We start from the raw sequence: 23,650 nt of genomic DNA on the forward strand, positions 1-23,650 counted from the left end.
CATGCCAAAATTCGCTGCAAATTTATCCATGCTGTTTACCGAACTGCCGTTCCTGGACCGCTTTGCCGCCGCCGCCCGCGCCGGTTTCGAAGCCGTGGAGTTTCTGTTCCCCTATGAGTATGCCGCCGGGGAAATTAAACAGCGCCTGCAGGAAAACCAGCTGCAGCTGGTGCTGTTTAATACCCCGCCCGGCGACGTTAACGCCGGGGAGTGGGGTCTCGCCGCCCTGCCGGGCAGGAGCGCCGAGGCCCGGCGTGATATTGAGCTGGCGCTGGAGTATGCCTGCCAGCTGGATTGTCCGCAGGTGCATATCATGGCCGGCGTGGTGCCGCCGGGGATGGATCGCGCGGCCTGCGAGGCCGAGCTTTTCGATAACCTGCGCTACGCCGCCGAGTGCTTTGCCCGCCACGACAAGCGAGTGCTCATTGAAGCCCTGAATCCGCAGACCAAACCGGGCTATCTCTACCACAGCCAATATCAGACGCTGGAGATAGCGAAGCGGGTCGACCGGCCAAACATCGCGGTGCAGTTAGATCTGTTTCATGCGCAGAAAGTGGACGGTAATTTAAGCCATCTTATTACAGAGTATGCCGGTCAGTACCGCCATATTCAGATAGCCTCCCTGCCCGACCGCCATGAACCGGACGAGGGCGAGATTAATTATTCATGGATCTATGCGTTACTGGATAAAGCGGGCTATGACGGTTGGATCGGCTGCGAATATATCCCCAGGGCGGATACCCTTTCCGGACTGGAATGGTTTTCGCCCTACCGGAAAAAATAAAGCGCGGTACTAAAAATATAACTCTCTGTATACCTGTTAATACCCGAGGCAAAACTATGTCGACATCGGCGCTGTTACTTATTGCGTTAGCCAGCGTAGTGCTGTTGCTCCTGCTGGTGATTAAAGCGAAAGCGCATCCTTTTGTGGCGCTCCTGATCGTCAGCCTGCTGGTGGCGTTCGCCACCGGCATTCCGGCGGATAAGATCATTACCACCATTGAAAAAGGGATGGGCGGCCTGCTCGGCCATATCGCCAGCATTATTATTTTGGGATCAATGCTGGGGGTGCTCATTGAAATATCCGGCGGCGCCGAATCGCTGGCGAAAACGCTGACCGGCGTGCTGGGTTCTAAACGGACGATTGCCGCCTTAACCATCGTCGCTTTTATTCTCGGCACGCCAGTCTTCTTTGAAGTCGGCTTTATTATCATCATTCCGTTAATTTACGGCTTCAGTAAAGTCGCTCATATGTCGCCGTTGAAGTTTGGCCTGCCAATGGCCGGAGTGATGTTAACCGTCCACGTGGCATTGCCAACCCACCCTGGCGCGGCGGCCGCGGCAGGTATTCTGCATAGCGATGTCGGCTGGCTGATGCTGGCGGGGATTGGGGTGTCGGTCGTGGTGGGTATCGTGGGTTATTTTGTCGCCCGGTCGATCAATCAGCGCCATTATCATCTGTCGATTAACGTGCTGGAACAGCAGCAAACGGCCGAGGTGCCCGACCTCTCCGTCAACGCGCAGCAGACCCGACTGGCGCCGCCGAATGCGCTGGTTATCGGCGGGCTGATCGTGGTGCCCATCGTGCTGATTGTTTCCGGAACGCTGTGTCAGGCCTTGCTGCTGCCGGAAAACGCGATTCGCCAGCTGATGACCGTCATTGGCACCCCGCCCGTCGCCCTGCTGATCTCCCTGGGGCTGGCCAGCTGGACGCTGGGCATCCGGCGGGGTATGAACCTGAAAAAGCTGGGAGAAGTGACCGGCAGCGCGATCCCCTCCTCGGCGGACGTTATCCTTGTCGCTGGCGCCGGCGGCGCCTTTGGCGGGGTGCTGGTCGCTTCCGGCATCGGCAATGCCTTAGCCGAGGCGCTGGAGACGATTCATCTGCCGCTGATGCCCGCCGCTTTCCTGCTGTCGCTGGTGCTTCGGGCCTCGCAGGGCTCGGCCACCGTGGCGATCCTCACCACCTCCGGCCTGCTGTCACAGGCAGTTGCCGGGCTGGAGCCGCTGCAGCTGGTGCTGGTGACGCTGGCGACCTGCTTCGGCTCACTCGGATTGTCACACGTCAACGATGCCGGATTTTGGGTGGTCACGCGCTATCTCGGGCTCTCGGTGCCGGACGGACTCAAAACATGGACCGTACTGACAACCATCATGGGGGTGACGGGCTTCCTCATTACCTGGCTGCTGTGGTTTTTACTGTGAAGTTTATTTGGGTGGCTCCGGCCACCTTATTGGGTCCCCCTCGCGGGGACTGACTCATTATCGCTGCCCGGCTGCTGAGCCGCCGCTTTCAGCGTCACCGGTATAAAATAGCGTACGTGATAGCACCTCTCTTCTGTATCTCCGCCTTCCGTATGGCGTGCCATGAAACATTCTATGTCATACCCGTCGCGACGGCTTACCCCCAGCGTTGGCAGCAGATCCAGATAGAGATCGCTGGACAAACGGGCATAGCGTGACCAGCTGCCGTAGAAATCAACTCCGACATAGAGTCCCGACCGGGCGGTCAACGTGGACGATGGCTTTCGCGTCTCATGACAACCAACAAAGGCGTTAATCTCGACGTTAAGCTCATTTTGACGCGCCGCGGCGTAATCAGAGAGTATGGAAAGCGAGCCTTCTCCGGCGGTAAAAAAACGGTCAACCTTTTGTCTGATAGCCGTCTTGGCGGTGCGTTGCAGCACCATATCCGACAGGCGCAGTTCATACTTCATCGGGTAGCCATAATAGACCCGCTCCGGCAGGGAACAGATCCGCGCCAATGGCAGACGTTCATCATCAGGGGAGAATTTTTTTAACAGTTTTGCCGTATCCCAGTGCGCTGCGCATCGGTATTCCCGTGGCGAAAGCGAGAACCGTTTCTTAAACTCGCGGGAAAAGGTCTGCGGCGAATCGTAACTTAACTGCCAGGCTATGGCGGCGATCGGTTGCCGCGTTAAGCGCAGACTGACCGCTGCGATGGTCAAGCGCCGCAGGCGAATATACTGCCCGATGGGTAACCGGCCGTATTGATAAAACACCTCATACACAAACCGACGCGAATAGCCCATATACTGTGCCAGGTCATCGATCGCCGGGTTACAGTAGATATTATCCTCCAGCCACGCCAACATTTTTAAATAGAGTTTCTGCTTCATAAGCACTACATACTTCCTGTAATCTTGTCCTCCGCTAATTCTAACAACAGATACTGGCTATCACTAAGCTTTTTATGCATCGCAAAAATAAAAAATCATCAAAACGCTTAAAACGCTGATCGATATATCCTTAACATTTTGTTTATTAGGAACTTTCGCATACCAATACACCGATATCTCACTTTTCCAGGCAGATATTGCATTAATGAAAAACATCCCTTAGATTACCCCGGCTAAAAAACGTCTGCACCTCACCATTATATTCTTTAATTTATTCTGATACCTTTTTTAATACCCAACAGGGAAGTTATATGACGAATTTTTTGATCAATATAAAAAATCACTATTTGCGGGTTGCTATTGCGGAACTGGTGGATGAAGCGATGAAGACCTACGGGGGATCAGAGTATCAGTTTTCTCAACAATGGAACGCGGATGGGATGGCGCAAGCTAATGTGATCTTCACGGAAATGGTGGCGGGAGAATGGTACCTGTGTCATGACCTGTTTCAGCATGCCCCAGAGCAATACACGCTTTTTATTTTTCAGGATAATGAACAAGCTACCGCCGAAGAGGGTTTACCCAACTGTCTGCGGCAGGCGGTGTTTATGCCTCCCCACGCTCCCGTTCAGCTTCTTAAAGATGAGATAGCCAGCGCGATTCAGCGCTCCCTGCCACCTCATCATGACCCATCCTTCAATCGCCTGCGGCGTTGCATCAATTGCGCCTGCAAGACGGTCAGCGATGCGCAAACCAAAGTCATTTACGCATTCAGTATTGGATTAAGTCCGCATGAAGTCGCCGCGGCGCTTAAAATTAGCCATAAAACAATTCATTCGCATAAAAAGAATATTATGTGCAAGTTCAATTTAAACAGCCGCCAGCAATTTAACAACCTCGTAAAACTACTCGCAAGACGTTAATACAATCGCCATTGTATTACCTCTGCAGATTATCTTCTGGAACGGAAGACGTAGCGTCTTTTGCGTCTTTCCTGAATATAAGAAAGACCACTCCACAAAGAAATTACGGGACAAAAAATCAAACACAAAATAATAAATAAGTCGCTCATATCAGACCTGAAAAAAGGAATTAAACTTACGTTGATAATATGGATTTGCTTTTAATCAGGCAAGACCAGTATCTCTTTTTAAGAGCGGGCAATATAATGGCAGGATAATTCCTGGTGGCGAATGTTAACCGATAATTTAAGGTGGTGGACCAATACCGCAGGAGGAGTGAGCGGCCTGTTTCCCCCTTTTGCATCGTAAATGAGAAAAAGATAGCTAAACCTCAGATTCCCTGTAGAGTGAAGGTAATCACAAAGTGAAACTCCCGTTCCGCGTAGCGGACATCACGGTTGGTTAAATGTCATAAAAAACAGCCTCCCTTCTCCGAGGGTCTGGCCATACCTCCCTAAATACGCGCTGTGCGGACCATTACGCGCTGCCGCAGCGACCGGAATGATTATGCTAACCACCCTGATATACCGCAGCCAGGTTAATCCTGCCCGCCCGCCCACCGATCTCGACGCTTTAATTCATCGCGCCAGCGGGAAAAACATGCCTCTTGGCATCACCGGTATTCTGCTGTTTAACGGCCTGCAGTTCTTCCAGGTGCTGGAGGGAAGCGAGGAAGATCTTGAGTCGTTATTCCACGAGATACAGAGCGATCCGCGCCATCGCGACGTGGTGGAACTGATGCGCGACTATTCGGCCTACCGTCGTTTTCACGACACCGGGATGCGCCTGCTGGATCTTCGTCTTTTCGAAGCCGAAAGCGCGCTGGAGGAGCTCCTGCGCTTTAGCTCGTTTGGGGTCACCGAGCCGGTCAACGACCGGATGTTCCGCCTGATTAGCGCCTTTATCGCCGACGGTGGGCGCTATTGTCTACCCGAGCCGCTGCAGCCTTCTCGCTGGACGATGATGCCTGCCCCGGCCACTGCTACGGCGCGCCACCTGCCCGATCAACCTTGCCAGTTTGCCCTGCAGGCCATCGTCGAGCCGGCCAAAAAGCGGGTCTCTTCCTTTGAAGCGCTGATCCGCAGCCCCACCGGCGGATCCCCTGTGGAGATGTTTGCCGCCATCCCGGCGGAGGATCGCTACCGTTTCGACCTTGAGAGCAAAGCGTATGCCTTCTCTCTCGCCGGTCAGTTACCGCTTGGTAAAAACCAGCTGGCCATTAACCTGCTGCCCGGTTCGCTGTATAACCACCCTGACGCCGTAGGCTGGCTGATGAACAGCCTGCTGGCGGCCGGCCTCCGGCCGGACCAGGTGCTGATAGAGGTTACCGAAACGGAGGTGATCACCTGCTTTGACCAGTTCCACAAGGTGCTCAAAGCGCTGCGCGTCGCGGGCATGAAGCTGGCCATCGACGACTTTGGCGCGGGTTACTCCGGCTTGTCGTTACTGACCCGCTTTCAGCCCGATAAAATCAAAGTGGATGCGGAGCTGGTGCGCAATATTCATATCAGCGGCGCCAAGCAGGCGATTGTCGCCTCGGTGGTGCGCTGCTGCGAGGATTTGGGCATCACGGTGGTGGCGGAAGGCGTCGAAACCCTGGAAGAGTGGTGCTGGCTGCAGTCGGTGGGCATTCGCCTGTTTCAGGGGTTCCTTTTCTCCCGACCGTGCCTGAACGGCATCGGGGAAATTTGCTGGCCGATAGCGCGTCAGGCCACGGATCTGTAAGGCCGCGGTAGGCGGCAGCGTCACTGCCAGTGGGGGAGCTTTTCGCCCAGCGCCGCCAGGGCGAAGCGCACCGCTTTCGCCACCACTGTCTCGCAGTCGCCGGTAAAGCGCAGCCGTTGAGTTTCGATCTGGCCGCGAAAGTTCCAGGCAAACCATACCGTGCCGGCGGGGGTACCATCCTCTCCCCCCTCCGGTCCCGCATAGCCGCTGATGGCGATGGCGATATCGGCCCCGGCTATCGCCAGCATACCGCTGGACATCTCCTTCACGCACGCTTCGCTGACAGCGCTGTGTTCCGCCAGGGTTTCCGCGCGCACCTGCAGCACATTGCGCTTGGCTTCATCGCTGAAGGTGACCACGCCGGTATCATAAAAGGCCGCAGTATCAGCCTGAGCACAGAGCGCTGCCGCCAGATTGCCGCCGGTGCAGGATTCCGCAGTGGTGAGCCGCCAGCCGCGCGCGATAAGCGCGCGGGCCACCTCGGCGGTCAGTTGATGAGTATGTTGTGCGTCTTTATCGATCTCGTCAGCCATTCTGACTCCTCGCCGAATTTGAAAAGTATCACCGCCTCACTGCCCTGTTAACAGGATAGCATAGTGATTTCTCTCGTCGCCTGGAGGCCGTTTACGCCACCCTGAGTGGATAAAATAAAGGCCCGCTGCGCGGGCCTTGAAAGGAACTACCTTGGCACAGAAGCGGAATCACACTTTGTGTTCGATCACCCGCCCCTGGTTCTCAATGGCAATTTTGCGCGGTTTTTCGCTCTCGGGGATCTCCTGATGGATAGCGATTTTTAAGATCCCGCTCTCCAGCTGCGCCTGATTAATCTGGGCGTGTTCGGGAAGCGAAAAACTAAGCTGGAAATCAGCCCGACGAATGCCTTTATAAATCCAGCCCTGGCTGTTTCCGGAATGATTGTCGGTTTGCGCGCGTTTACCGGTAATATGCAGATTACCGCCTACGGTCTCTATTTCCAGTTCATCATCTTTCCAGCCTGGTACGCTGACGCTGAGCAGAAAATTACTGTCATCCACTTTCTGTAAATCGTAGGCAGGTAAGGTACCCACCGGCGTATCGCCAGTTAACTGGCTGAAAAGACGGTCAATACGATTAAAGCGATCGGCAAAAAGGGAATCAGCAAATACCGGGAGTGCTGACAAGGTTTTGAGTGCCATCATTAACCTCCTGAATATCCATTCAAAAGCTCAACATAAAGGCAAGCATTGCTTGTCCGCTATATAAAATAATAGCTAAAGCGCGTTTTTCAAGACCTGAAATAAAAATTTTCTTCGTCAGTCACCGTGAGAAATAACCAGGTCAGGTGGCAAAGTAACCCCCGCCCGACGGCGGGGGCTGGGGTGCTTCTGAGTCCCATAACTGATGCTGTTTAACATTCAATAAACAGAAGCGTCATGTATATATTACTTGTACAATGGGATGTCAACGCCCGAAACGCGACGCATCCCCCTGCCAGTGGCTTCCTGCAACAGCGCAGGGAGAAACACGGCTCCCCCGCATTATCCCTCCGTCAAGAGCGGTGCCTCGATATGACATCCGCCTCGCTGGCGCCAGACGGAAAGACGCTGGTGAAAAGATAATCCGTCAGGGAAGGAACCTTTCTCGTCCCCCCGTGCCTAATAATCTGCATACGCACTTTCTGAGGCATCATAATGACCAGCATTTTTATCTCTACCACCCTGTTCGCCCTCTTCGCGTCGATGTTGATCGGTCTGGGGATGGTATGGAGAGGCATCTCCAACAACCCGGATAACTAATCTTTTTCTACGCCGTTGCCTTTCGTCTGTTGCAGCGGCGGGTAAACACCCCACCTTCAACTCCATCTACACGCCTTGTTCAGGCGACATATACTCAGTACTTGCGCCTGCGTACATTTTTCGCAATAGCAATTCACATGGTGAATACGTAACTTCAATTAATATATTTCAGGCCAGAATTATGGCCTGCAATATAGGCAACTTAAACAGTATGTGCCCAGGCGTCAGCCTTACGCCTGAGGGAAGGGATCACAATCGCATGATTTCAAAATCATTTCTCACAACGCCCCCTCCCTGATGAACTATGCTTTCCTTTAGACATTATGCTGGAGGTGGCGATGTGCGGACGTTTTGCGCAAGCACAGACGCGGGAAGAATATCTGGCTTATCTTGCCGAAGAGGCTGAATACGATATCCCCTGGGACCCGGCGCCGATTGGGCGGTATAACGTGGCACCCGGGACAAAAGTGTTACTCCTGAGTGAAAGGAATGCGCAACTCCACCTCGATCCCGTTTACTGGGGTTATGCGCCAGGATGGTGGGATAAACCCCCGCTGATCAACGCCCGCGTTGAGACCGCAGCCACCAGCAGGATGTTCAAACCGCTGTGGCAGCACGGGCGGGCGATCTGCTTCGCCGACGGCTGGTTTGAGTGGAAAAAGGCCGGAGAGAAAAAGCAGCCCTACTTCATCCAGCGCAAGGATGGCCAGCCGATATTTATGGCCGCTATTGGCAGCACGCCCTTCGAACGCGGGGATAGCGCCGAAGGATTTTTGCTGGTGACCGCTGCCGCCGATCGCGGTCTTGTCGATATTCATGACCGCCGGCCGCTGGTCCTGGCGCCGGAAGCCGCCCGGGAATGGATGAGGCAAGAAGTCACCGGCGCGGAAGCGGTGGAGATTGCCAGGGACGGAGCCGTCACCGCCGACGATTTCATCTGGCATGCGGTATCGCGGGCGGTCGGCAATGTCAACAATCAAGGGCCAGAGTTAATTGAGCCAGTAGAATGAACGCATGATTCTGTGAGCAATCCCCACCTGATGCGCCGGCTGCGGTGCGATCCAGTCTTGCGAATAAGCGCCCGCGGGTTACCCCGACTGGCTTAACCACTCGCTTAAGGTCAACGAATAGAGCAGACTCGGCGGCGCATCTTTTACATCAGCAATATCGTTAATGTACCTCATCCCGGCTTTCTCGAGAACTTTCTGCGAAGCCAGATGGTTAGCCCGGACAACCGCTGACATCTCCTTAAGTTTAAGCGCCTCGAAGCCATATCTTATCGCGCCAATCGCAAACTCGGTGGCCAGGCCTTTTCCCCATGCCTCAGTGGAAAACCGATATCCGAGATTGTTAATGGTGACATCGTTATAACTGCGTAGACTTACGCCGCCAAAGCCAATGATTTTTTCCGGGGTATCACGCGCCGATATGGCCCAGTTGCCAAATCCGCGATCGTGCCAGTGGGCAAGCCAGCGCTGGAGAACCGTACTGGCATAGTCAATATCCGGATAGGGCCCTGCGGGGTTAAAGGTATTTGTCGCCGGATCGCCATAAATTCGGTATAGATCGACAACATCTTCAGCCATGACAGGGCGAAGACGCAGGCGATGAGTCTCAATATGCAAACGTATCTCCTTGACGAATGAGGTGGGCAGTGCTCCTCCCTGCCGATTAAAACCCCACGATGAGCTCAACCAGTGATGAGGAGCGGTCGAGGAACAGACCCTCGACAATTCTACAATAGTATCTGCCCGGCGATACGCCCAATCCCCATCGAAAAAAGCATGGCCAGCGAGCTCCAGAACGTAATTCTGATGATCGCCCTGACAGGCGGTGCGTTACTCACAACGGAAGAGAGATAGCCCAGCGCAGCCAGTGAAAAAAGTGTAGAAAAGAAGATAGAGATGGATATCAATTTTGCTGGCGATAACAAGGCAACGATCAAAGGCAACCCCGCCCCGACGGAAAAACTCACTGCCGAAAAGAGAGCCGCCTGCAAAGGTCGCGCAGAAAGGACATCCGTTAACCCCAGTTCTTCGCGGGCATGAGCCTCCAGAGCGTCTTTAGCCATAAGCTGCTCTGCTACCTGCCGGGCAAGCGCTGGCTCCACACCACGTTGGATATAAAGTGATGTCAACTCCCGCACCTCTCCCTGATAATCTGCGTCAAGCTCGCTTTTTTCCTGGGCAAGCGCCGCGGCTTCGGTATCCGCCTGGGATGATACCGAAACATATTCTCCTGCGGCCATAGACATGGCGCCAGCAACCAGCCCGGCGACCCCCGCCAGTAGTACACCCGAAGAGCCGCTGTTTGCAGAGGCGACGCCGAGCACCAGGCTTGCGGTTGAGACAATCCCGTCATTTGCTCCCAGAACCGCAGCCCTTAGCCAGCCGACGGTTTCGATGCTGTGTCGTTCAAGATGCATGTCGTTTCCCTTTAAATACGCATCCTCATCGGAATTAGAAAGTGCAGAACATTAATCAATAATCGCTTGTTTCCTTTGACGGCGAAAGGAGAGAAAGATATGCAGCACTCCCATCGCACCATGTGCCCAGAAATAGGTTTCAATGAACACCGTCAGAAACTTATGCCAATGAAGGACTGTTTCCGCCAGCGACGGTGACGCCCATGACGCGGTGTCCAGTACAAACCAGAGTCCACCACAGAGTGCGACCGCTAACAGTGCCAGTACGCCAAGCCCCTGAATAATTGCCGCTATGCCCCCGGCATGGGCTTCAGGAAGACGAAATGTCATCAGCTGTTTACTGTCTTCAACCACACCACGAAAATCAAACGTCGACCAGGCAAAATAGTATCGAAACCCGCGCGTATTAAGCATCCAAACCAGCATCACCGCACCAAGCGCAATCAGCGCTAATCCCGAGACAATATGAAACCATGTGGCGACCCCGGTAATATTCAGGTCGCGAAGCGCCTCACTTTCAGTGAAATTAGAGCTAATAATCTGCAGCAGAATCAGGGTGGCGACAATAATATGCAGCATGCGGAAAAAAGGGGTGTCTTTATGCGGTAGTGCATTACGTAACTGTTCGTTCATGATTTGGCCATTTTATGAGAGGATTGGCGAGGTCAGTATCCTGCCTGTTTGTTAATTAAACCTTAACACCCGTGTTTGCAGGGAAATAAGTGGCGCCTGATGTCCTCTTTTTCTGTGTTTGGAAAACGGACAAAGTCGCTGTCACCTGCGCCGCCCCGTTACTGCGACGGAAATATCGCCGGTATAGTTCTTTCTCAGAATTTGAGGGGGGACTGGGGAGAACAGTGTGGAGACATTTGAGGAACAAAAAGGGGCCAATAAACCGGGCATCGAGCCCGGTTATCGTGTCAGCCCGAAATGACCCTACGCACTCATCCCACGGTTTTCCAGCATCGGCTCAATCTGTGGATCGTGTCCGCGCCACTGGCGATAAAGTTCAGCTAAATCAGTGCTATTGCCGCGCGACAGAATTGCTTCCCGGAAGCGCTGACCGTTCTCACGGGTCAAACCGCCCTGCTCCACGAACCACTGATAGCCGTCATCGGCCAGCATCTGGGTCCACAGATAGGCGTAATAGCCTGCCGCATAGCCCCCGCCGAAGATATGGGAGAAGTAGCTGCTGCGATAGCGCGGGGGAACGGCCGCCAGATCCAGTTGCTCATCCCGAAGTATTTTCTGTTCAAACGCATCCACCTCTTCCGGTAACGAAGTGGTCGACAGCGTGTGCCAGAGCATATCGAGCAGCGCGGCGGCTAGCAGCTCGCTCATGTCATATCCTTTATTGAAAGTTGCCGCACGCAACATATTGTCGCGCAGCGCCTCCGGCATCGGCTCTCCGGAGCGATAATGCTTCGCATAGTGGGCAAATACCTGCGGATGGCTGGCCCAGTGTTCGAAGATTTGCGACGGGAACTCGACAAAATCCCGCGGGGTATTGGTGCCGGAGAGGCTGGCATAACGCTGATTGGCGAACAGCCCGTGCAGGGCGTGGCCAAACTCATGGAACAGGGTGATCACCTCATCCCATGACAACAGCGCGCTCTGCTCGCACTGCGGCCGGGTGTAGTTGCAGACGTTATAGATAACCGGGCGCTGCTCCCGCAGGGTCGACTGTTCGACAAACACGTCCATCCAGGCGCCGCCGCTCTTTGAATCGCGCGCGAAATAATCACCATAAAACAGCGCCATCCCTTCGCCATTGTGGTCGAAGATCTCCCAGACCCGCACATCCGGGTGGTACACCGGGATGTCAAAGCGCTCCACGAAGCGGAGCCCAAAGAGCTGCGATGCCGTCCAGAAGACGCCGTCCTGCAGCACGCGCTCGAGGGCAAAATAGGGTTTAAGCTGCGCGTCATCAATGGCATAGGCAGCCCGCCGCACCTGCTCGCTGTAGTAAAGCCAGTCCCATGCCTGCGCGTGAAACGCCCCGCCTTCGTTGTCGATCACCTGCTGGATGTCCGCCAGCTCACGTTCCGCCCTCGCCCGCGCCGCCGGCGCGATCTGACGCATAAAGCCCAATGCCTCCGCCGGGGAAGCCGCCATTTGATCGGTCAGCGCCCAGCTGGCGTAATCTGCCGCCCCCAGCAGTTCCGCCTGCTGCGCGCGGATCGCCGCCAGCCGCAGCACCAGACGACGGGTATCATGCTCATCGCCCTGCTGATTGCGCGTCCAGCCGGCGGCGAAAAGATTTTCCCGCGTTTGCCGGTCGCGCAGCGCAAGCAGCTGCGGCTGCTGGGTGGTGTTGGTCAGCGTCAGCAGCCAGCGATCGCTGAGCCCTTTTTCGCACGCCGCCTCGGCCGCCGCCGCTATCTCCTCATCGTTCAGGCCATCCAGTTGATGCCGGTCATCGACCACCAGGCCGCCGCTTTTCGCCGCCCCCAGCAGCCGCTGCTGGAACTGACTTTGCAAAGTGGCCGCTTCAGTGTTCAGCGCGCGCAGCACCGCCTTCTGCGCCGGGTCCAGCGTTGCCCCGGCGTGAACAAAACGTTGCCATGTCAGGGTCAGGAGACGCAGGGATTCGCCGTCAAGCGCGAGCGTCTCGCGCTGTTCGTAGACGCTGTTCACCCGCTGGAATAAGGCCTCGTTGAGCCAGATATCATTCCCCAGCCCGGCGAGCTCGGCGGAAAATTGTTCATCCAGTGATTGAAGATAAGGGTTGGTATGGGCGCCGGCCATGGCGAAAAAGACCCGCGTCACCCGCGCCAGCAGCTGTCCACTCTGCTCCAGCGCCTCGAGCGTGTTGGCGAAACTGGCCGGCTGCGGATTGTCGATAATGGCGCGGATCTCCTCGCGCTGCTGCCGAACGCCCTCATCAAACGCCGGCCGATAGTGACTGTCTTCGATTAGATCAAACCGCGGCGCCTGGTAAGGCAACAGACTGACGCTAAAAAAGGGGTTTTGTTCGGACATCTTTCTCTCCTGCACAGGCTAATCCTGTAAGATTAGGCTTCTCCTTAAGGGGTCGCAATGATTTCCGTTACCGGTCGCCGCCTGTGCGTGCTATGGTATGAAAACACAAAAAGCGTTGAGGAACAGTAAGATGATTATCATGGTCACCGGCGCCACTGCCGGTTTTGGTGAAAGTATTACTCGCCGTTTTGTCGCTAACGGTCATAAAGTGATTGCCACCGGACGTCGCGAAGAGCGCCTGAAGACGCTGAAAGACGAGATGGGCGATAATCTTTATATCGCGCAACTGGACGTCCGCAACCGCGCCGCTATTGAGACGCTGATTGCCGACCTGCCCGCCGAGTGGCAGGCTATCGATGTGCTGGTGAACAACGCGGGTCTGGCGCTCGGCCTGGAGCCGGCGCACCGCGCCAGCGTGGAAGACTGGGAAGATATGATCGACACCAATAATAAAGGGCTGGTGTACATGACCCGCGCCGTCCTGCCGGGCATGGTGGCGCGCAATCGCGGCCATATCATCAACATCGGCTCCACGGCGGGCAGCTGGCCTTATGCTGGCGGTAACGTCTATGGGGCGACCAAAGCCTTTGTGCGCCAGTTCAGCCTCAATCTTCGCACTGACCTGCACGGCACCGCGGTGCGCGTCACCGACATCGAGCCGGGCCTGGTGGGCGGCACCGAGTTCTCTAACGTCCGCTTTAAAGGCGATGACGCCAAAGCCGGTAAAACCTACGAGAACACCGAAGCCCTGACGCCGGAAGATGTGACCGAGGCGGTCTGGTGGGTGGCCACCCTACCGAAACACGTCAACATCAACACCCTGGAGATGATGCCGGTGAGCCAGAGCTTTGCCGGGCTCAGCGTTCACCGCCAGGGCTAACCGTCAGCCACCCGGCCTGATGGCCGGGTATGGGCGGAACCGCAAAAAACGCGTAAAATAGTGCGCATAACCCCATAAAAAGTAACCATCAATGGCCGCAGAATCGCAACTGAATCCGACGCAACCCGTTAATCAGCAAATTTATCGCATCCTCCGCCGGGATATCGTTCACTGCCTCATCCCGCCTGGCACGCCGCTGTCGGAGAAAGAAGTCTCCGTGCGTTTTGCGGTATCTCGTCAGCCGGTGCGCGAGGCCTTTATTAAGCTGGCGGAGAATGGACTTATCCAGATCCGTCCCCAGCGCGGCAGCTACGTCAACAAAATCTCCCTGTCTCAGGTGCGCAATGGTTGCTTTGTCCGCCAGGCGATTGAGTGCGCGGTGGTCCGCCGTGCCGCTGGCATGATTAACGATGAGCAAGTCTATCAACTGGAGCAGAATCTCCATCAGCAGCGTATTGCCGTCGACCGCCAGCAGTTAAACGATTTTTTCCTGCTTGATGATGAATTTCACCAGAAGCTTTCGGTTATCGCCGATTGTCAGCTGGCCTGGGATACGGTGGAAAACATCAAAGCCGCCATTGACCGCGTGCGCTACATGAGCCTTGACCATGTCTCCTCCCCGGAGATGCTTCTGCGCCAGCATCACGAAATTTTTACCGCGCTGGAAAAACGCGACGCTGAGGCAGTCGAGAAAGCCATGAGTATTCATTTGCATGAAATCAGCGAATCTGTGCTGCTGATCCGCCAGGAGAATCGCGACTGGTTTAGCGAAGAGTAAGGACCAGACGGCTGCGAAATAAGGCTGACGCAGCCGTCGTGACGGAGGGGATTATCTGACCACCAGCACCGGCGTTTTGGCGTAGCGCAAAATGGACTCGGCGTTGGAGCCCAGCAGATGGGTGGAGATCCCCGGTTTGCGGGAGCCAATCACTATCACATCGAACGCTTCGTTGTTACTGATAGCCAGAATTTCATCGCGCACGTTACCAAACACGACCCGGGTATGGATCCGTGACATTGGCAGGTCGAACAGTCGCGCCACCTCGCGCATCTTTTTCTCTGACTCTTCCTGCATATAGGCTTCGAATTTACGAATATCCGCCGTAAATCCGCGTAATAACGAACGGCTGCTGTTCGGCAGGACGTTGAGCAAGGTGATCTCGCCATTTTCCGCCGATGCGAGAAATTCCGCGTGACGCACTGCCTTATCGCTTAAATCCATTTCAAAAACATCAACAGGCAATAAAATCTTTTTATACATGGCCCGCACTCCTTTTCCAGAGAAAATGATTTTTCAATAACTTAACTATGCCATTTTTGCGGTGAATGACCAGCCATTATTCGGAAAAATAACAGCTAATTATCTTTAGTAAATCAGGGAAATATAGAGTTATGTAAGGACATTGCGTTCGATCATATTTTTAGCCTGCTAAAAGCGATCAACAGCAAAAAAGATTTATCAGCGGAACCGTGCAGAAACAGCAGAAGAGCCGGTGTCGACCCCATGACCGACACCGGGAACAAATGATTATTGCGCCTCAGCCCATGCGGCAACGGTGGCTTTCGCCCCCTGACGCTGTAGCGCTACATAGGCGCGGGTCACCGCCGAGACGAACCGCGCTTCCTGCGGCAGCTCCCGGCCAAAGATGGCCTCAATGCCCAACAGCGCTTTGACGCGCGCTTCGCCATCGGCGCTGGCGGCTACCGCCTGCTGGATCACCGGCAGCAGCGGATCGCAAATTTCGATTGCCTGGCCGGCGTCGTCAACACCGCCGACATAGCGCATCCACCCCGCCACGCCCAGCGCCAGCAGCGTGAAGTCATGCTGGTGCACCAGATGCCAGCGTACCGAGTCCAGCATGCGCTGCGGCAGCTTCTGGCTACCGTCCATCGCAATCTGCCAGGTACGGTGTTTGAGCGCCGGATTGCAGTAGCGGTCAATCAGCAGACTGGCATAGTGTGACAGATCCACCCCCTGCACTTTTAAGGTCGGGGCCTGCTCGTCCAGCATCAGCGCCAGCGCCGCGCGGCGGTAGTTGTCATCCTGCATACAGTCGTTGATATGCTGATAACCGGCCAGATAGCCGAGATAGGCGAGGAACGAATGGCTGCCGTTGAGCATCCTCAGCTTCATCTCTTCGAAAGGCACCACATCGGCGACCAGCTCCGCCCCCGCTTTCTCCCACTGTGGACGACCGGCGACAAAGTTATCTTCAATCACCCACTGGCGGAACGGCTCACAGGCCACCCCAGCCGGGTCGCGCACGCCGGTCAGCTGTTCAATTTTATCGAGGGTTTCCGCGGTCACCGCCGGGACAATGCGGTCCACCATGGTCGACGGAAAGGTGACGTTCTGTTCTATCCATGCCGCGAGGTCCGCGTCCAGCGCCCGGGCGTAGGCGCAAACGACGTTGCGCATCACATGACCGTTTTCCGGCATGTTATCGCAGGACATCACGGTAAAGGCAGGCAGCCCTGCCGCCCGGCGGCGCGCTAAAGCCTCCACCACCACGCCCGCTGCCGATTTCGGCTGGCGCGGGTTAGCGAGATCGGCGGCGATCAGCGGGTGATCGAGCTGCAGCTCGCCGCTGGCGGGCGAATGGCAATAGCCTTTCTCGGTAATGGTGAGGGAGACAATGGCCACCTGTGGCTCACACATCGCCGAAAGCACGGCCTCGAGACCATCGACCTGGGCATGCAGCGCCTGCTTCACCACCCCGACCACGCGCGCGGTCCACGCGTCGGCGGACATTTCGGCCACGGTATACAGCAGATCCTGCTGCCGGAGATCGGCGATCTGCTGCTCGCCGCCAATCAGGTTGACTTCAGTGTAGCCCCAGTCACTGCCGTACTCGCTGGCCAGTATATCGGCGTATACCGCCTGATGGGCGCGGTGAAACGCGCCAAAACCCAGATGGACGATACGGGGGACCAGCGCGTGGCGATCGTAGCCGGGCAGGATGGCGTTAGCGGTTAAGAAGGTGTTTTCCATGGTAACTCTCGTTGTTATGTGGCTCATCAACCATTCTCTGGGAGAACTCTCGAGGAGAATGCCTTTGTGCCTCAACCATCTCACGCAATTGGTATAACATCTTTGATTTCTGTCAACTACCATACAAGAAGCTTTTGCCGGGTTGTGCTCGCTGGCGAGCGGTCACAAAATCTCTGAGATGACAGGAGAAAATCCGCCACGAAGCGGTAAGAGAAGACGGAACATGGCACAGGCCACGCCTCCCTGCGGGCCTGTTGCTTCCAGGCCGGTTAATCGATGCGGGTTTTGACGATAAAGAAGTAGCACAGCGCCCCGGCGAAGGTCACGCCGGCGGCGATCACCAGCGCCAGATTGAAAGAGTGGGTGGTATCCACAACCCAGCCGGTGACGATCGGCGCGAAGGAGGCAAACACAAAGCTGCCAAAGTTCTGGATCGCCGCCACCGACGCCACTTTATGTTCCGCCACCAGCACCTGTACCAATCCCCAGGCCGAGGTGCCAGCGAAATGGACGCAGAACAGCGCCATGGAGATAAACGCCACCGCCTGGGTCGGCGTGTTTGATTGCACCACCAACAGCGTGCCGAGCGCGGAAAGCACCAGTCCGGCTACAATCGCCGTTTTGCGGGTTTTCGCCAGATCGTAGCCTCTGCGCGCCAGCGCATCGACCACCAGCCCATTGACCCACATGCCCACCGCCGCAGCGAGAAACGGGATCGCCGCCACCCAGCCGGTTTTAGCAAGGCTCAATCCCTGCTGCGCCTGCAGATAACCCGGCAGCCACGCGATATACAGCCAGCCGGTATAGTTCACCCCGGAGAAGCCGAGGATCATCCCCCAGGTGGTACGTCGTTTAAACAGCGCCAGCCATTCGCTCAGTTTCAGCGCCGGTCGGGCCGCCTCCTCGCTGGCCAGATAGCGTTGCTCCTCCTCCTGCAGGGTGAATTGCCGCCGGTTACGGTATCCCACATACCAGCACAGGCCGACCAGGATACCGGCTAAACCAATCACCACAAACATTGTCCGCCAGCCCCAGGCCAGCTGCATGATGACCAGCGCCGGCGGGGCGATGGCCTGACCCAGCACCGTCGAGGAGTTAAATATCCCCACCGCTGTGCCGCGCTCTCGTTGCGCATACCAGTCGTTGATCGATTTCACGCCGGCGGGCATAAACGGCGCTTCGCCGATCCCGAGGCCAATGCGCAGCAGAATAAAATGCGAGAACGAATTGACTATCCCGGTCAGGGCCTGCATCGCAGACCAGAATATTAGCCCGGCGCCCAGCACAACCCGCGGTCCGAGGCGATCCAGCAAAATGCCCGAGGGCAGTTGCGCGAAGCCGTAGGAGAGCGAAAAAGCGGAGAGCAGCACCCCGAACTCGGTGGCGCTCAGACCCAAATCGGCGCGTATCGCCTCCCCGGCGACGCTCAGGGAAGAGCGGTCCAGAAAGTTAACGATACCGGCGATAAACAGCAGCGTCAGGGTGATCTTCTGCACCCGACGGATGCGCAGCGGCGTTGCCCCCGCCTGTGGGGCAAATGTCTCAATAGCCATCGTTGTTCCTTACAGAGTCATAACCCAATATGATGTCTGATAAGTAAGGCAACAGGTCGACTACCATACAAGAATTAGGGTTTAAAAAAGTGGCAGGGATCACATTAGACGGGCTTATGCCCGTCCCCAGCCCGCCACGATGATCAGCATCCCGCACAGCGCGATGGCCGCCCCCGCCCAGTCATAATGGGTTAATTTGACTCCGTCAACGACCCGCAGCCAGAGCAATGCGGTACAAACATACACGCCACCGTAGGCGGCATATACCCGCCCGCTGGCGGTTGGATGGAGCGTCAGGAGCCAGACGAACAGCCCCAGCGCCAGGCCGGCGGGGATCAGCAGCAGCGGCGTGGCCCCGCGTTTTAACCATAGCCACGGCAGATAGCAGCCGACGATTTCACACAGAGCGGTGGCAAAGAACAGCAGCGTGGTTTTGAGCATTAAAAGATTCGTAAAAGAGACAAAGCGTTGAACTATTCTACGCGATAATAGCCCTTTCCCTACGCTGTTTTGTCGGCTATGCCCGGCAAAACAGCTGTAGTAAACTTAACCTGAGGGTTAACCCATCACCTAAAGGAAATCGTGATGAACATGACACTGAACAAACGCTGGTGCCTGACCGCCATTCTGGCGTTAAGCGCCGTGGTCTATATCTCCAGCTCATTCGCAGCCACCGACCGGCTGGTGATTGAGTCAGGCGACAGCGCGCAAAGCCGTCAGCAGGCGTCGATGGAAAAAGAGCAATGGAACGACACCCGCAGCCTGCGCCAGAAGGTGAACAAACGGGCGGAAAAAGAGTGGGACAAAACCGATGTCGCCTTTGACGCGCAGGATAACTGCCAGAAGAGCGCCAACGTCAATGCCTACTGGGAACCAAACACCCTGCGCTGCCTTGACCGCCGTACCGGCCGGGCGATCAATCCCTGAGCACGCTGGCGCCTGCGGGCGCCGCCTTTCCGTCCCCTCTTTTTCGCTTTAACCACAGGAATTCCCATGACCGACGCGCTACACGTCAGACTCCGCCCCCTTGAGCGCGAAGATTTGCGCTTTGTTCACCAGCTCGACAACAACGCCAGCGTGATGCGCTACTGGTTTGAAGAGCCCTATGAAGCCTTCGTTGAGCTTTCCGATCTGTACGACAAGCATATTCACGACCAAAGCGAGCGTCGCTTTGTGATCGAATGCAATGGCGATAAAGCCGGACTGGTGGAGCTGGTTGAAATCAACCATGTTCACCGCCGGGCCGAGTTCCAGATCATCATCTCGCCCGACTTCCAGGGAAAAGGTCTCGCCACCCGCGCCGCGCGGCTGGCGATGGACTATGGCTTTACCGTGCTCAATCTGTATAAGCTGTATCTGATTGTCGATAAAGAGAATGAAAAAGCGATCCATATTTACCGCAAGCTCGGCTTTATGGTCGAGGGTGAACTGATCCATGAGTTTTTCATTAACGGCGAGTATCGCAACACCATCCGCATGTGTCTGTTCCAGCATCAGTATCTGGCGGAACACAAAACGCCGGGGCCGTCCCTGCTGAAGCCGACGGCTCAGTAATAATCAATGCGGTTTTTAATCGTGTAGTGGCGGGTCAGCGGCGGCTGGACGCTTTCATCGATCACCTGCAGCTCACAGCTCAGCGGATTGTCATGGCGATCGTAGTCGCAGGTCTGGCGCACTGTGCCCAGCGTGCGGTCGTTGAAGGTGCTGATGGCGGTATAGTCCATTTTCTTGCGCGGATCCTTCGACGGCGTTGAGGCAACGGTAAATCGCTCCTCTTTGGCGGTGGTGGTTTTCCCCAGCGGATAGCCATCGCTGTCGTAGCGGTAGGTGGCGGTGGTCTCTTTGCCGCGGGCGCTGATAATAAAGCCGTTATCATCCGTTTCCCAGCTCACGCCGGTGGCGGGCATCTCCGCCAGCTGACATTTCCCCTGCAGACGCAGCCGCTTCTCATGGGTGCGGCCATCGACGTAATAGTTGGCGTCCAGCAGCAGCGTAGCGCCGGTGTTATTCTCCACATCCTCCAGCGTCAACAGATCGAAACATCCCTCTTTTGACAGCTGCGCGCTCACCTTTTTGACCACCACATCGTGTTCGTCCAGGAGCGTCTGGCTAAAATCTTTCACCGGTCCGCGCAGCGGATCGAACTCAAATTCATTGGAAAAACTCGCCATCTCCGGGGTGAAGGCTTCCGGGACGCTTTCGCGGTCGCACGCCGTCAGCAACAGCGCGGTCGGGATCAGCCAATACAGTCTTTTCACAGGTGATTCCTTTTGTGTACATCCAATCATATTAGCAAATACAATTGTTTACACCAGTTCTGCTATGCTTAAATCTGGATAACATCGATAAGGAGCGTAAGATGAAACTATCCCTCTGGACAGGCGCCGCGCTGCTGCTGTGCTCCACGACCGTACTGGCGGCGCCCGACTCTTGCGAGCGGGTCAAAAATGATATTCAACAGAAGATCATTAACAATGGCGTACCGGAAACGGCCTTCAGTCTGGCCATTGTGCCCAACGACCAGGCGGACCAGCCCGGCGCTCAGGTGGTGGGTCATTGCGCCAATGACACCTTCAAAATCACCTACACCCGTAACAGCGACAGTCCCGCCGAAAACGACGCACAGTAAGCCCACTTCGCTTTCAAACGAAAGATCTTATCCCTGCATTGACCAGGGATAAGATCTGCCGGCTACCCATAATGTATTATCGCTCACCCCGGCGTCTGTTAATGACGCGGCGGCCCTTCTCCGCCCAGCATAACCATCATGGAGTGAGCAATGTCGAATCAGGAATCTTCCGGCGGCGTCACCCGACGCGCGTTACTTAAATCCACAGCCCTCGGTTCTCTGGCGCTGGCCGCCGGCGGGCTTCCCCTCCCCTTTACGCTGCGCAGCGCCGCGGCGGCAGTACAACAGGCTGCCGGCGACAACACCCGCATTGTCTGGGGCGCCTGTTCGGTCAACTGCGGCAGCCGCTGCGCCCTGCGGTTGCACGTGCGTGATGATGAAGTGGTGTATGTCGAAACGGATAACACCGGCGACGACCGCTATGGCGATCACCAGGTCCGCGCCTGCCTGCGCGGGCGTTCGATTCGCCGGCGCATCAACCACCCGGATCGCCTTAACTATCCGATGAAGCGCGTGGGAAAACGCGGAGAAGGTAAATTTGAGCGTATCAGCTGGCAGGAAGCGCTGGATACCCTTGCTGACCGCCTGAAGCGCGTCGTCGCGGAATATGGCAACGAAGCCGTGTACATTAACTACTCATCAGGAATTGTCGGCGGGAACATCACTCGCTCCTCGCCTTCCGCTTCGCCGGTGGCGCGGCTGATGAACTGCTACGGCGGCTCGCTTAACCAGTACGGTACCTACAGCACCGCGCAGATCGCCTGCGCCATGCCCTACACCTACGGCAGTAACGACGGCAACAGCACCTCAGATATTGAAAACAGCAAGCTGGTGGTGATGTTCGGCAACAACCCGGCGGAAACCCGCATGAGCGGCGGCGGCATTACCTGGTATCTGGAACAGGCCCGCGAGCGCTCCAACGCGCGGATGATCGTTATCGATCCGCGCTACACCGATACCGCCGCCGGTCGCGAAGATGAGTGGATCCCCATTCGCCCCGGCACGGACGCCGCGCTGGTCGCCGGTATCGCCTGGGTGTTGATTAACGAGAATCTGGTGGATCAGCCGTTCCTTGATAAATACTGCGTCGGCTACGATGAGAAGACGCTGCCGGCCGGGGCGCCTGAGAATGGCCACTATAAAGCCTATATCCTCGGCGGGGGCGACGACGGCGTCGCCAAAACGCCGCAGTGGGCCTCGCGTATCACCGGCATCCCAGCCGATCGCATCATTAAGCTGGCGCGCGACATCGGCATGATCAAACCGGCCTATATCTGCCAGGGCTGGGGGCCGCAGCGCCAGGCCAACGGCGAGCTCTCGGCCCGGGCAATCGCCATGCTGCCGATCTTAACCGGCAACGTCGGCATTAACGGCGGCAACAGCGGCGCCCGCGAATCGACCTACACCATCACCATCGAGCGTCTGCCGGTGCTGGAAAATCCGGTGAAAACCGCCATCTCCTGCTTCACCTGGACCGACGCCATCGCCCGTGGTCCGGAAATGACCGCCACCCGCGACGGCGTGCGTGGCAAAGAGAAGCTGGATGTGCCAATCAAATTCCTGTGGAACTACGCGGGCAACACCCTCATCAACCAGCACTCCGACATTAATAAGACGCACGATATTCTGCAGGACGAGAGCAAGTGCGAAACCATCGTGGTCATCGACAACTTTATGACCTCGTCGGCGAAATATGCCGACCTGCTGCTGCCCGACCTGATGACCGTTGAGCAAGAGGATATCATTCCCAACGATTACGCCGGCAATATGGGCTATCTGATTTTCATCCAGCCCGCCACCTCGGCGAAGTTTGAACGCAAACCGATTTACTGGATCTTAAGCGAAGTGGCGAAACGGCTCGGCGACGATGTCTACCAGCGTTTTACCGAGGGGCGCACGCAGGCGCAGTGGCTGCAGCATCTGTACGCCAAAATGGTGGCGAAAGATCCGGCGCTGCCGGCCTACGAGGAGCTGAAGCGAATGGGCATCTACAAACGCAAGGATCCGAACGGCCACTTCGTCGCCTATCGCGACTTCCGCCGCGATCCCGAAGCGCATCCGCTCAACACCCCGTCCGGCAAAATTGAGATCTACTCCAGCCGGCTCGCCGAGATTGCCGCCCGCTGGCAGCTGGAGAAAGACGACGTCATCAGCCCGCTGCCGGTCTACGCCTCCACATTTGAAGGCTGGGACGATCCGCTGCGCAGTCAGTATCCGCTGCAGCTATTTGGATTCCACTATAAGGCGCGCACCCATTCCAGCTACGGCAACGTGGATGTGCTGCAGGCCGCCTGCCGTCAGGAAGTGTGGATCAACCCGCTTGACGCGGAAAAACGCGGGATTAATAACGGCGATCTGGTGCGGGTGTTCAACCAGCGCGGCGAAGTCCGGCTGCCGGCGAAAGTGACGCCGCGCATCATGCCGGGCGTGTCGGCGATGGGCCAGGGCGCGTGGCACGACGCCAATATGGCCGGCGACCGGGTTGACCATGGCGCCTGCATGAATACCCTGACCACCCATCGCCCGTCGCCGCTGGCGAAAGGGAATCCGCAGCATACCAACCTGGTCGATATCGAGAAGGTTTAAG

Annotated in this window: 25 protein-coding genes and 1 pseudogene; 12 read left to right on the forward strand and 14 right to left on the reverse strand. The window is 56.4% G+C overall.

Annotation, left to right across the window (positions count from 1 at the left end; translation table 11 throughout):
• Position 1: 1 nt before the first annotated feature.
• Entirely contained in the window at positions 2-784 is a 783-nt protein-coding gene (locus ABLV64_RS03450) for an HPr family phosphocarrier protein (protein ID WP_043519529.1), read from the forward strand.
• A 56-nt stretch (positions 785-840) separates the two neighbouring features.
• Complete coding sequence (locus tag ABLV64_RS03455; RefSeq protein WP_004206005.1) at positions 841-2,205, forward strand: GntP family transporter; 1,365 nt, start codon at positions 841-843, stop codon at positions 2,203-2,205.
• 26 nt (positions 2,206-2,231) lie between these two features.
• Here ABLV64_RS03455 and ABLV64_RS03460 read toward each other — a convergent pair whose 3' ends face one another.
• Positions 2,232-3,140: a helix-turn-helix domain-containing protein gene (locus ABLV64_RS03460; protein ID WP_048294827.1), complete on the reverse strand. Its 909-nt coding sequence runs from the start codon at positions 3,138-3,140 to the stop codon at positions 2,232-2,234.
• Between the two features lie 311 nt (positions 3,141-3,451).
• Here ABLV64_RS03460 and kbvR point away from each other — a divergent pair, with 311 nt between their 5' ends.
• Positions 3,452-4,063: a LuxR family transcriptional regulator KbvR gene (gene kbvR / locus ABLV64_RS03465; RefSeq protein ID WP_004206009.1), complete on the forward strand. Its 612-nt coding sequence runs from the start codon at positions 3,452-3,454 to the stop codon at positions 4,061-4,063.
• 29 nt (positions 4,064-4,092) lie between these two features.
• On the opposite strand, the gene ABLV64_RS03470 is transcribed toward kbvR, so the two are convergent.
• On the reverse strand, positions 4,093-4,212 hold the full coding sequence (locus tag ABLV64_RS03470) for a small membrane protein (RefSeq protein ID WP_137910593.1): 120 nt from the start codon (positions 4,210-4,212) through the stop codon (positions 4,093-4,095).
• A gap of 397 nt (positions 4,213-4,609) precedes the next feature.
• Here ABLV64_RS03470 and ABLV64_RS03475 point away from each other — a divergent pair, with 397 nt between their 5' ends.
• A complete protein-coding gene (locus ABLV64_RS03475; protein WP_135721955.1) occupies positions 4,610-5,827 on the forward strand; it encodes a diguanylate phosphodiesterase in 1,218 nt (405 codons plus the stop codon).
• Positions 5,828-5,847: 20 nt separating this feature from the next.
• On the opposite strand, the gene ABLV64_RS03480 is transcribed toward ABLV64_RS03475, so the two are convergent.
• The 3 genes and pseudogenes from ABLV64_RS03480 to ABLV64_RS03490 form a co-directional block, all read right to left on the reverse strand.
• The gene (locus ABLV64_RS03480; RefSeq protein ID WP_023289595.1) at positions 5,848-6,360 is read right to left on the reverse strand and encodes a 2-oxo-tetronate isomerase; all 513 of its coding nucleotides are present in this window, start codon (positions 6,358-6,360) and stop codon (positions 5,848-5,850) included.
• Positions 6,361-6,528: 168 nt separating this feature from the next.
• On the reverse strand, positions 6,529-7,002 hold the full coding sequence (locus ABLV64_RS03485; RefSeq protein ID WP_044522839.1) for an Hsp20 family protein: 474 nt from the start codon (positions 7,000-7,002) through the stop codon (positions 6,529-6,531).
• A 452-nt stretch (positions 7,003-7,454) separates the two neighbouring features.
• Positions 7,455-7,547, reverse strand: a pseudogene (locus ABLV64_RS03490) (hypothetical protein); the annotation flags it as partial.
• On the opposite strand from ABLV64_RS03490, the gene ABLV64_RS03495 reads away from it, so the two are divergent.
• Both ABLV64_RS03495 and ABLV64_RS03500 read left to right on the forward strand, forming a co-directional pair.
• Positions 7,507-7,602 (forward strand): YnaM/YnfT family protein, encoded by a 96-nt coding sequence (locus tag ABLV64_RS03495; RefSeq protein ID WP_272481999.1) that lies wholly within the window; start codon positions 7,507-7,509, stop codon positions 7,600-7,602. The pseudogene ABLV64_RS03490 and the gene ABLV64_RS03495 overlap by 41 nt on opposite strands.
• Positions 7,603-7,940: 338 nt before the next feature.
• Positions 7,941-8,612: an SOS response-associated peptidase gene (locus ABLV64_RS03500; protein ID WP_004206016.1), complete on the forward strand. Its 672-nt coding sequence runs from the start codon at positions 7,941-7,943 to the stop codon at positions 8,610-8,612.
• A 78-nt stretch (positions 8,613-8,690) separates the two neighbouring features.
• On the opposite strand, the gene ABLV64_RS03505 is transcribed toward ABLV64_RS03500, so the two are convergent.
• From ABLV64_RS03505 to dcp, 4 genes are all read right to left on the reverse strand, one after another.
• Positions 8,691-9,227 (reverse strand): GNAT family N-acetyltransferase, encoded by a 537-nt coding sequence (locus ABLV64_RS03505; RefSeq protein ID WP_049093273.1) that lies wholly within the window; start codon positions 9,225-9,227, stop codon positions 8,691-8,693.
• A 110-nt stretch (positions 9,228-9,337) separates the two neighbouring features.
• A complete protein-coding gene (locus ABLV64_RS03510; RefSeq protein ID WP_032455996.1) occupies positions 9,338-10,027 on the reverse strand; it encodes a VIT family protein in 690 nt (229 codons plus the stop codon).
• 51 nt (positions 10,028-10,078) lie between these two features.
• On the reverse strand, positions 10,079-10,660 hold the full coding sequence (locus tag ABLV64_RS03515; RefSeq protein WP_099441783.1) for a cytochrome b/b6 domain-containing protein: 582 nt from the start codon (positions 10,658-10,660) through the stop codon (positions 10,079-10,081).
• Between the two features lie 303 nt (positions 10,661-10,963).
• Positions 10,964-13,009: a peptidyl-dipeptidase Dcp gene (gene dcp, locus ABLV64_RS03520; RefSeq protein ID WP_348842955.1), complete on the reverse strand. Its 2,046-nt coding sequence runs from the start codon at positions 13,007-13,009 to the stop codon at positions 10,964-10,966.
• Between the two features lie 130 nt (positions 13,010-13,139).
• Between dcp and ydfG the strand changes: the two genes are divergently transcribed.
• Both ydfG and ABLV64_RS03530 read left to right on the forward strand, forming a co-directional pair.
• On the forward strand, positions 13,140-13,889 hold the full coding sequence (ydfG, locus tag ABLV64_RS03525; RefSeq protein ID WP_094311648.1) for a bifunctional NADP-dependent 3-hydroxy acid dehydrogenase/3-hydroxypropionate dehydrogenase YdfG: 750 nt from the start codon (positions 13,140-13,142) through the stop codon (positions 13,887-13,889).
• A 91-nt stretch (positions 13,890-13,980) separates the two neighbouring features.
• The gene (locus ABLV64_RS03530) at positions 13,981-14,667 is read left to right on the forward strand and encodes a GntR family transcriptional regulator (protein WP_004206025.1); all 687 of its coding nucleotides are present in this window, start codon (positions 13,981-13,983) and stop codon (positions 14,665-14,667) included.
• Positions 14,668-14,718: 51 nt separating this feature from the next.
• Here the strand turns inward: ABLV64_RS03530 and ABLV64_RS03535 are convergent, their stop codons facing one another.
• From ABLV64_RS03535 to ABLV64_RS03550, 4 genes are all read right to left on the reverse strand, one after another.
• Complete coding sequence (locus ABLV64_RS03535) at positions 14,719-15,150, reverse strand: universal stress protein (RefSeq protein WP_004206026.1); 432 nt, start codon at positions 15,148-15,150, stop codon at positions 14,719-14,721.
• 267 nt (positions 15,151-15,417) lie between these two features.
• Positions 15,418-16,881, reverse strand: a complete 1,464-nt coding sequence (locus tag ABLV64_RS03540; RefSeq protein ID WP_243826942.1) for a fructuronate reductase — start codon at positions 16,879-16,881, stop codon at positions 15,418-15,420.
• Between the two features lie 269 nt (positions 16,882-17,150).
• Entirely contained in the window at positions 17,151-18,434 is a 1,284-nt protein-coding gene (locus ABLV64_RS03545) for an MFS transporter (protein WP_064150104.1), read from the reverse strand.
• Between the two features lie 114 nt (positions 18,435-18,548).
• On the reverse strand, positions 18,549-18,911 hold the full coding sequence (locus tag ABLV64_RS03550) for a YnfA family protein (RefSeq protein ID WP_072140454.1): 363 nt from the start codon (positions 18,909-18,911) through the stop codon (positions 18,549-18,551).
• A 108-nt stretch (positions 18,912-19,019) separates the two neighbouring features.
• On the opposite strand from ABLV64_RS03550, the gene ABLV64_RS03555 reads away from it, so the two are divergent.
• Positions 19,020-19,361 carry a DUF1283 family protein gene (locus tag ABLV64_RS03555; RefSeq protein ID WP_085846172.1) on the forward strand — a complete coding sequence of 114 codons (342 nt, stop codon included), beginning with the start codon at positions 19,020-19,022 and terminating at the stop codon, positions 19,359-19,361.
• 66 nt (positions 19,362-19,427) lie between these two features.
• A complete protein-coding gene (speG, locus tag ABLV64_RS03560) occupies positions 19,428-19,988 on the forward strand; it encodes a spermidine N1-acetyltransferase (RefSeq protein WP_004206037.1) in 561 nt (186 codons plus the stop codon).
• On the opposite strand, the gene ABLV64_RS03565 is transcribed toward speG, so the two are convergent.
• A complete protein-coding gene (locus tag ABLV64_RS03565; protein WP_017900332.1) occupies positions 19,982-20,692 on the reverse strand; it encodes a YnfC family lipoprotein in 711 nt (236 codons plus the stop codon). The two genes, speG and ABLV64_RS03565, sit on opposite strands and share 7 nt — an antisense overlap.
• A gap of 101 nt (positions 20,693-20,793) precedes the next feature.
• On the opposite strand from ABLV64_RS03565, the gene ABLV64_RS03570 reads away from it, so the two are divergent.
• Together ABLV64_RS03570 and ynfE are read left to right on the forward strand one after the other, a co-directional pair.
• Positions 20,794-21,063 carry a DUF1161 domain-containing protein gene (locus ABLV64_RS03570; RefSeq protein ID WP_004206039.1) on the forward strand — a complete coding sequence of 90 codons (270 nt, stop codon included), beginning with the start codon at positions 20,794-20,796 and terminating at the stop codon, positions 21,061-21,063.
• A gap of 150 nt (positions 21,064-21,213) precedes the next feature.
• The gene (gene ynfE / locus ABLV64_RS03575) at positions 21,214-23,649 is read left to right on the forward strand and encodes a selenate/tellurate reductase subunit YnfE (protein WP_348842956.1); all 2,436 of its coding nucleotides are present in this window, start codon (positions 21,214-21,216) and stop codon (positions 23,647-23,649) included.
• Position 23,650: the final 1 nt, after the last annotated feature.

It is taken from the genome of Klebsiella sp. JB_Kp031 (assembly GCF_040064295.1).
GTDB classification, from domain to species: domain Bacteria; phylum Pseudomonadota; class Gammaproteobacteria; order Enterobacterales; family Enterobacteriaceae; genus Klebsiella; species Klebsiella quasipneumoniae.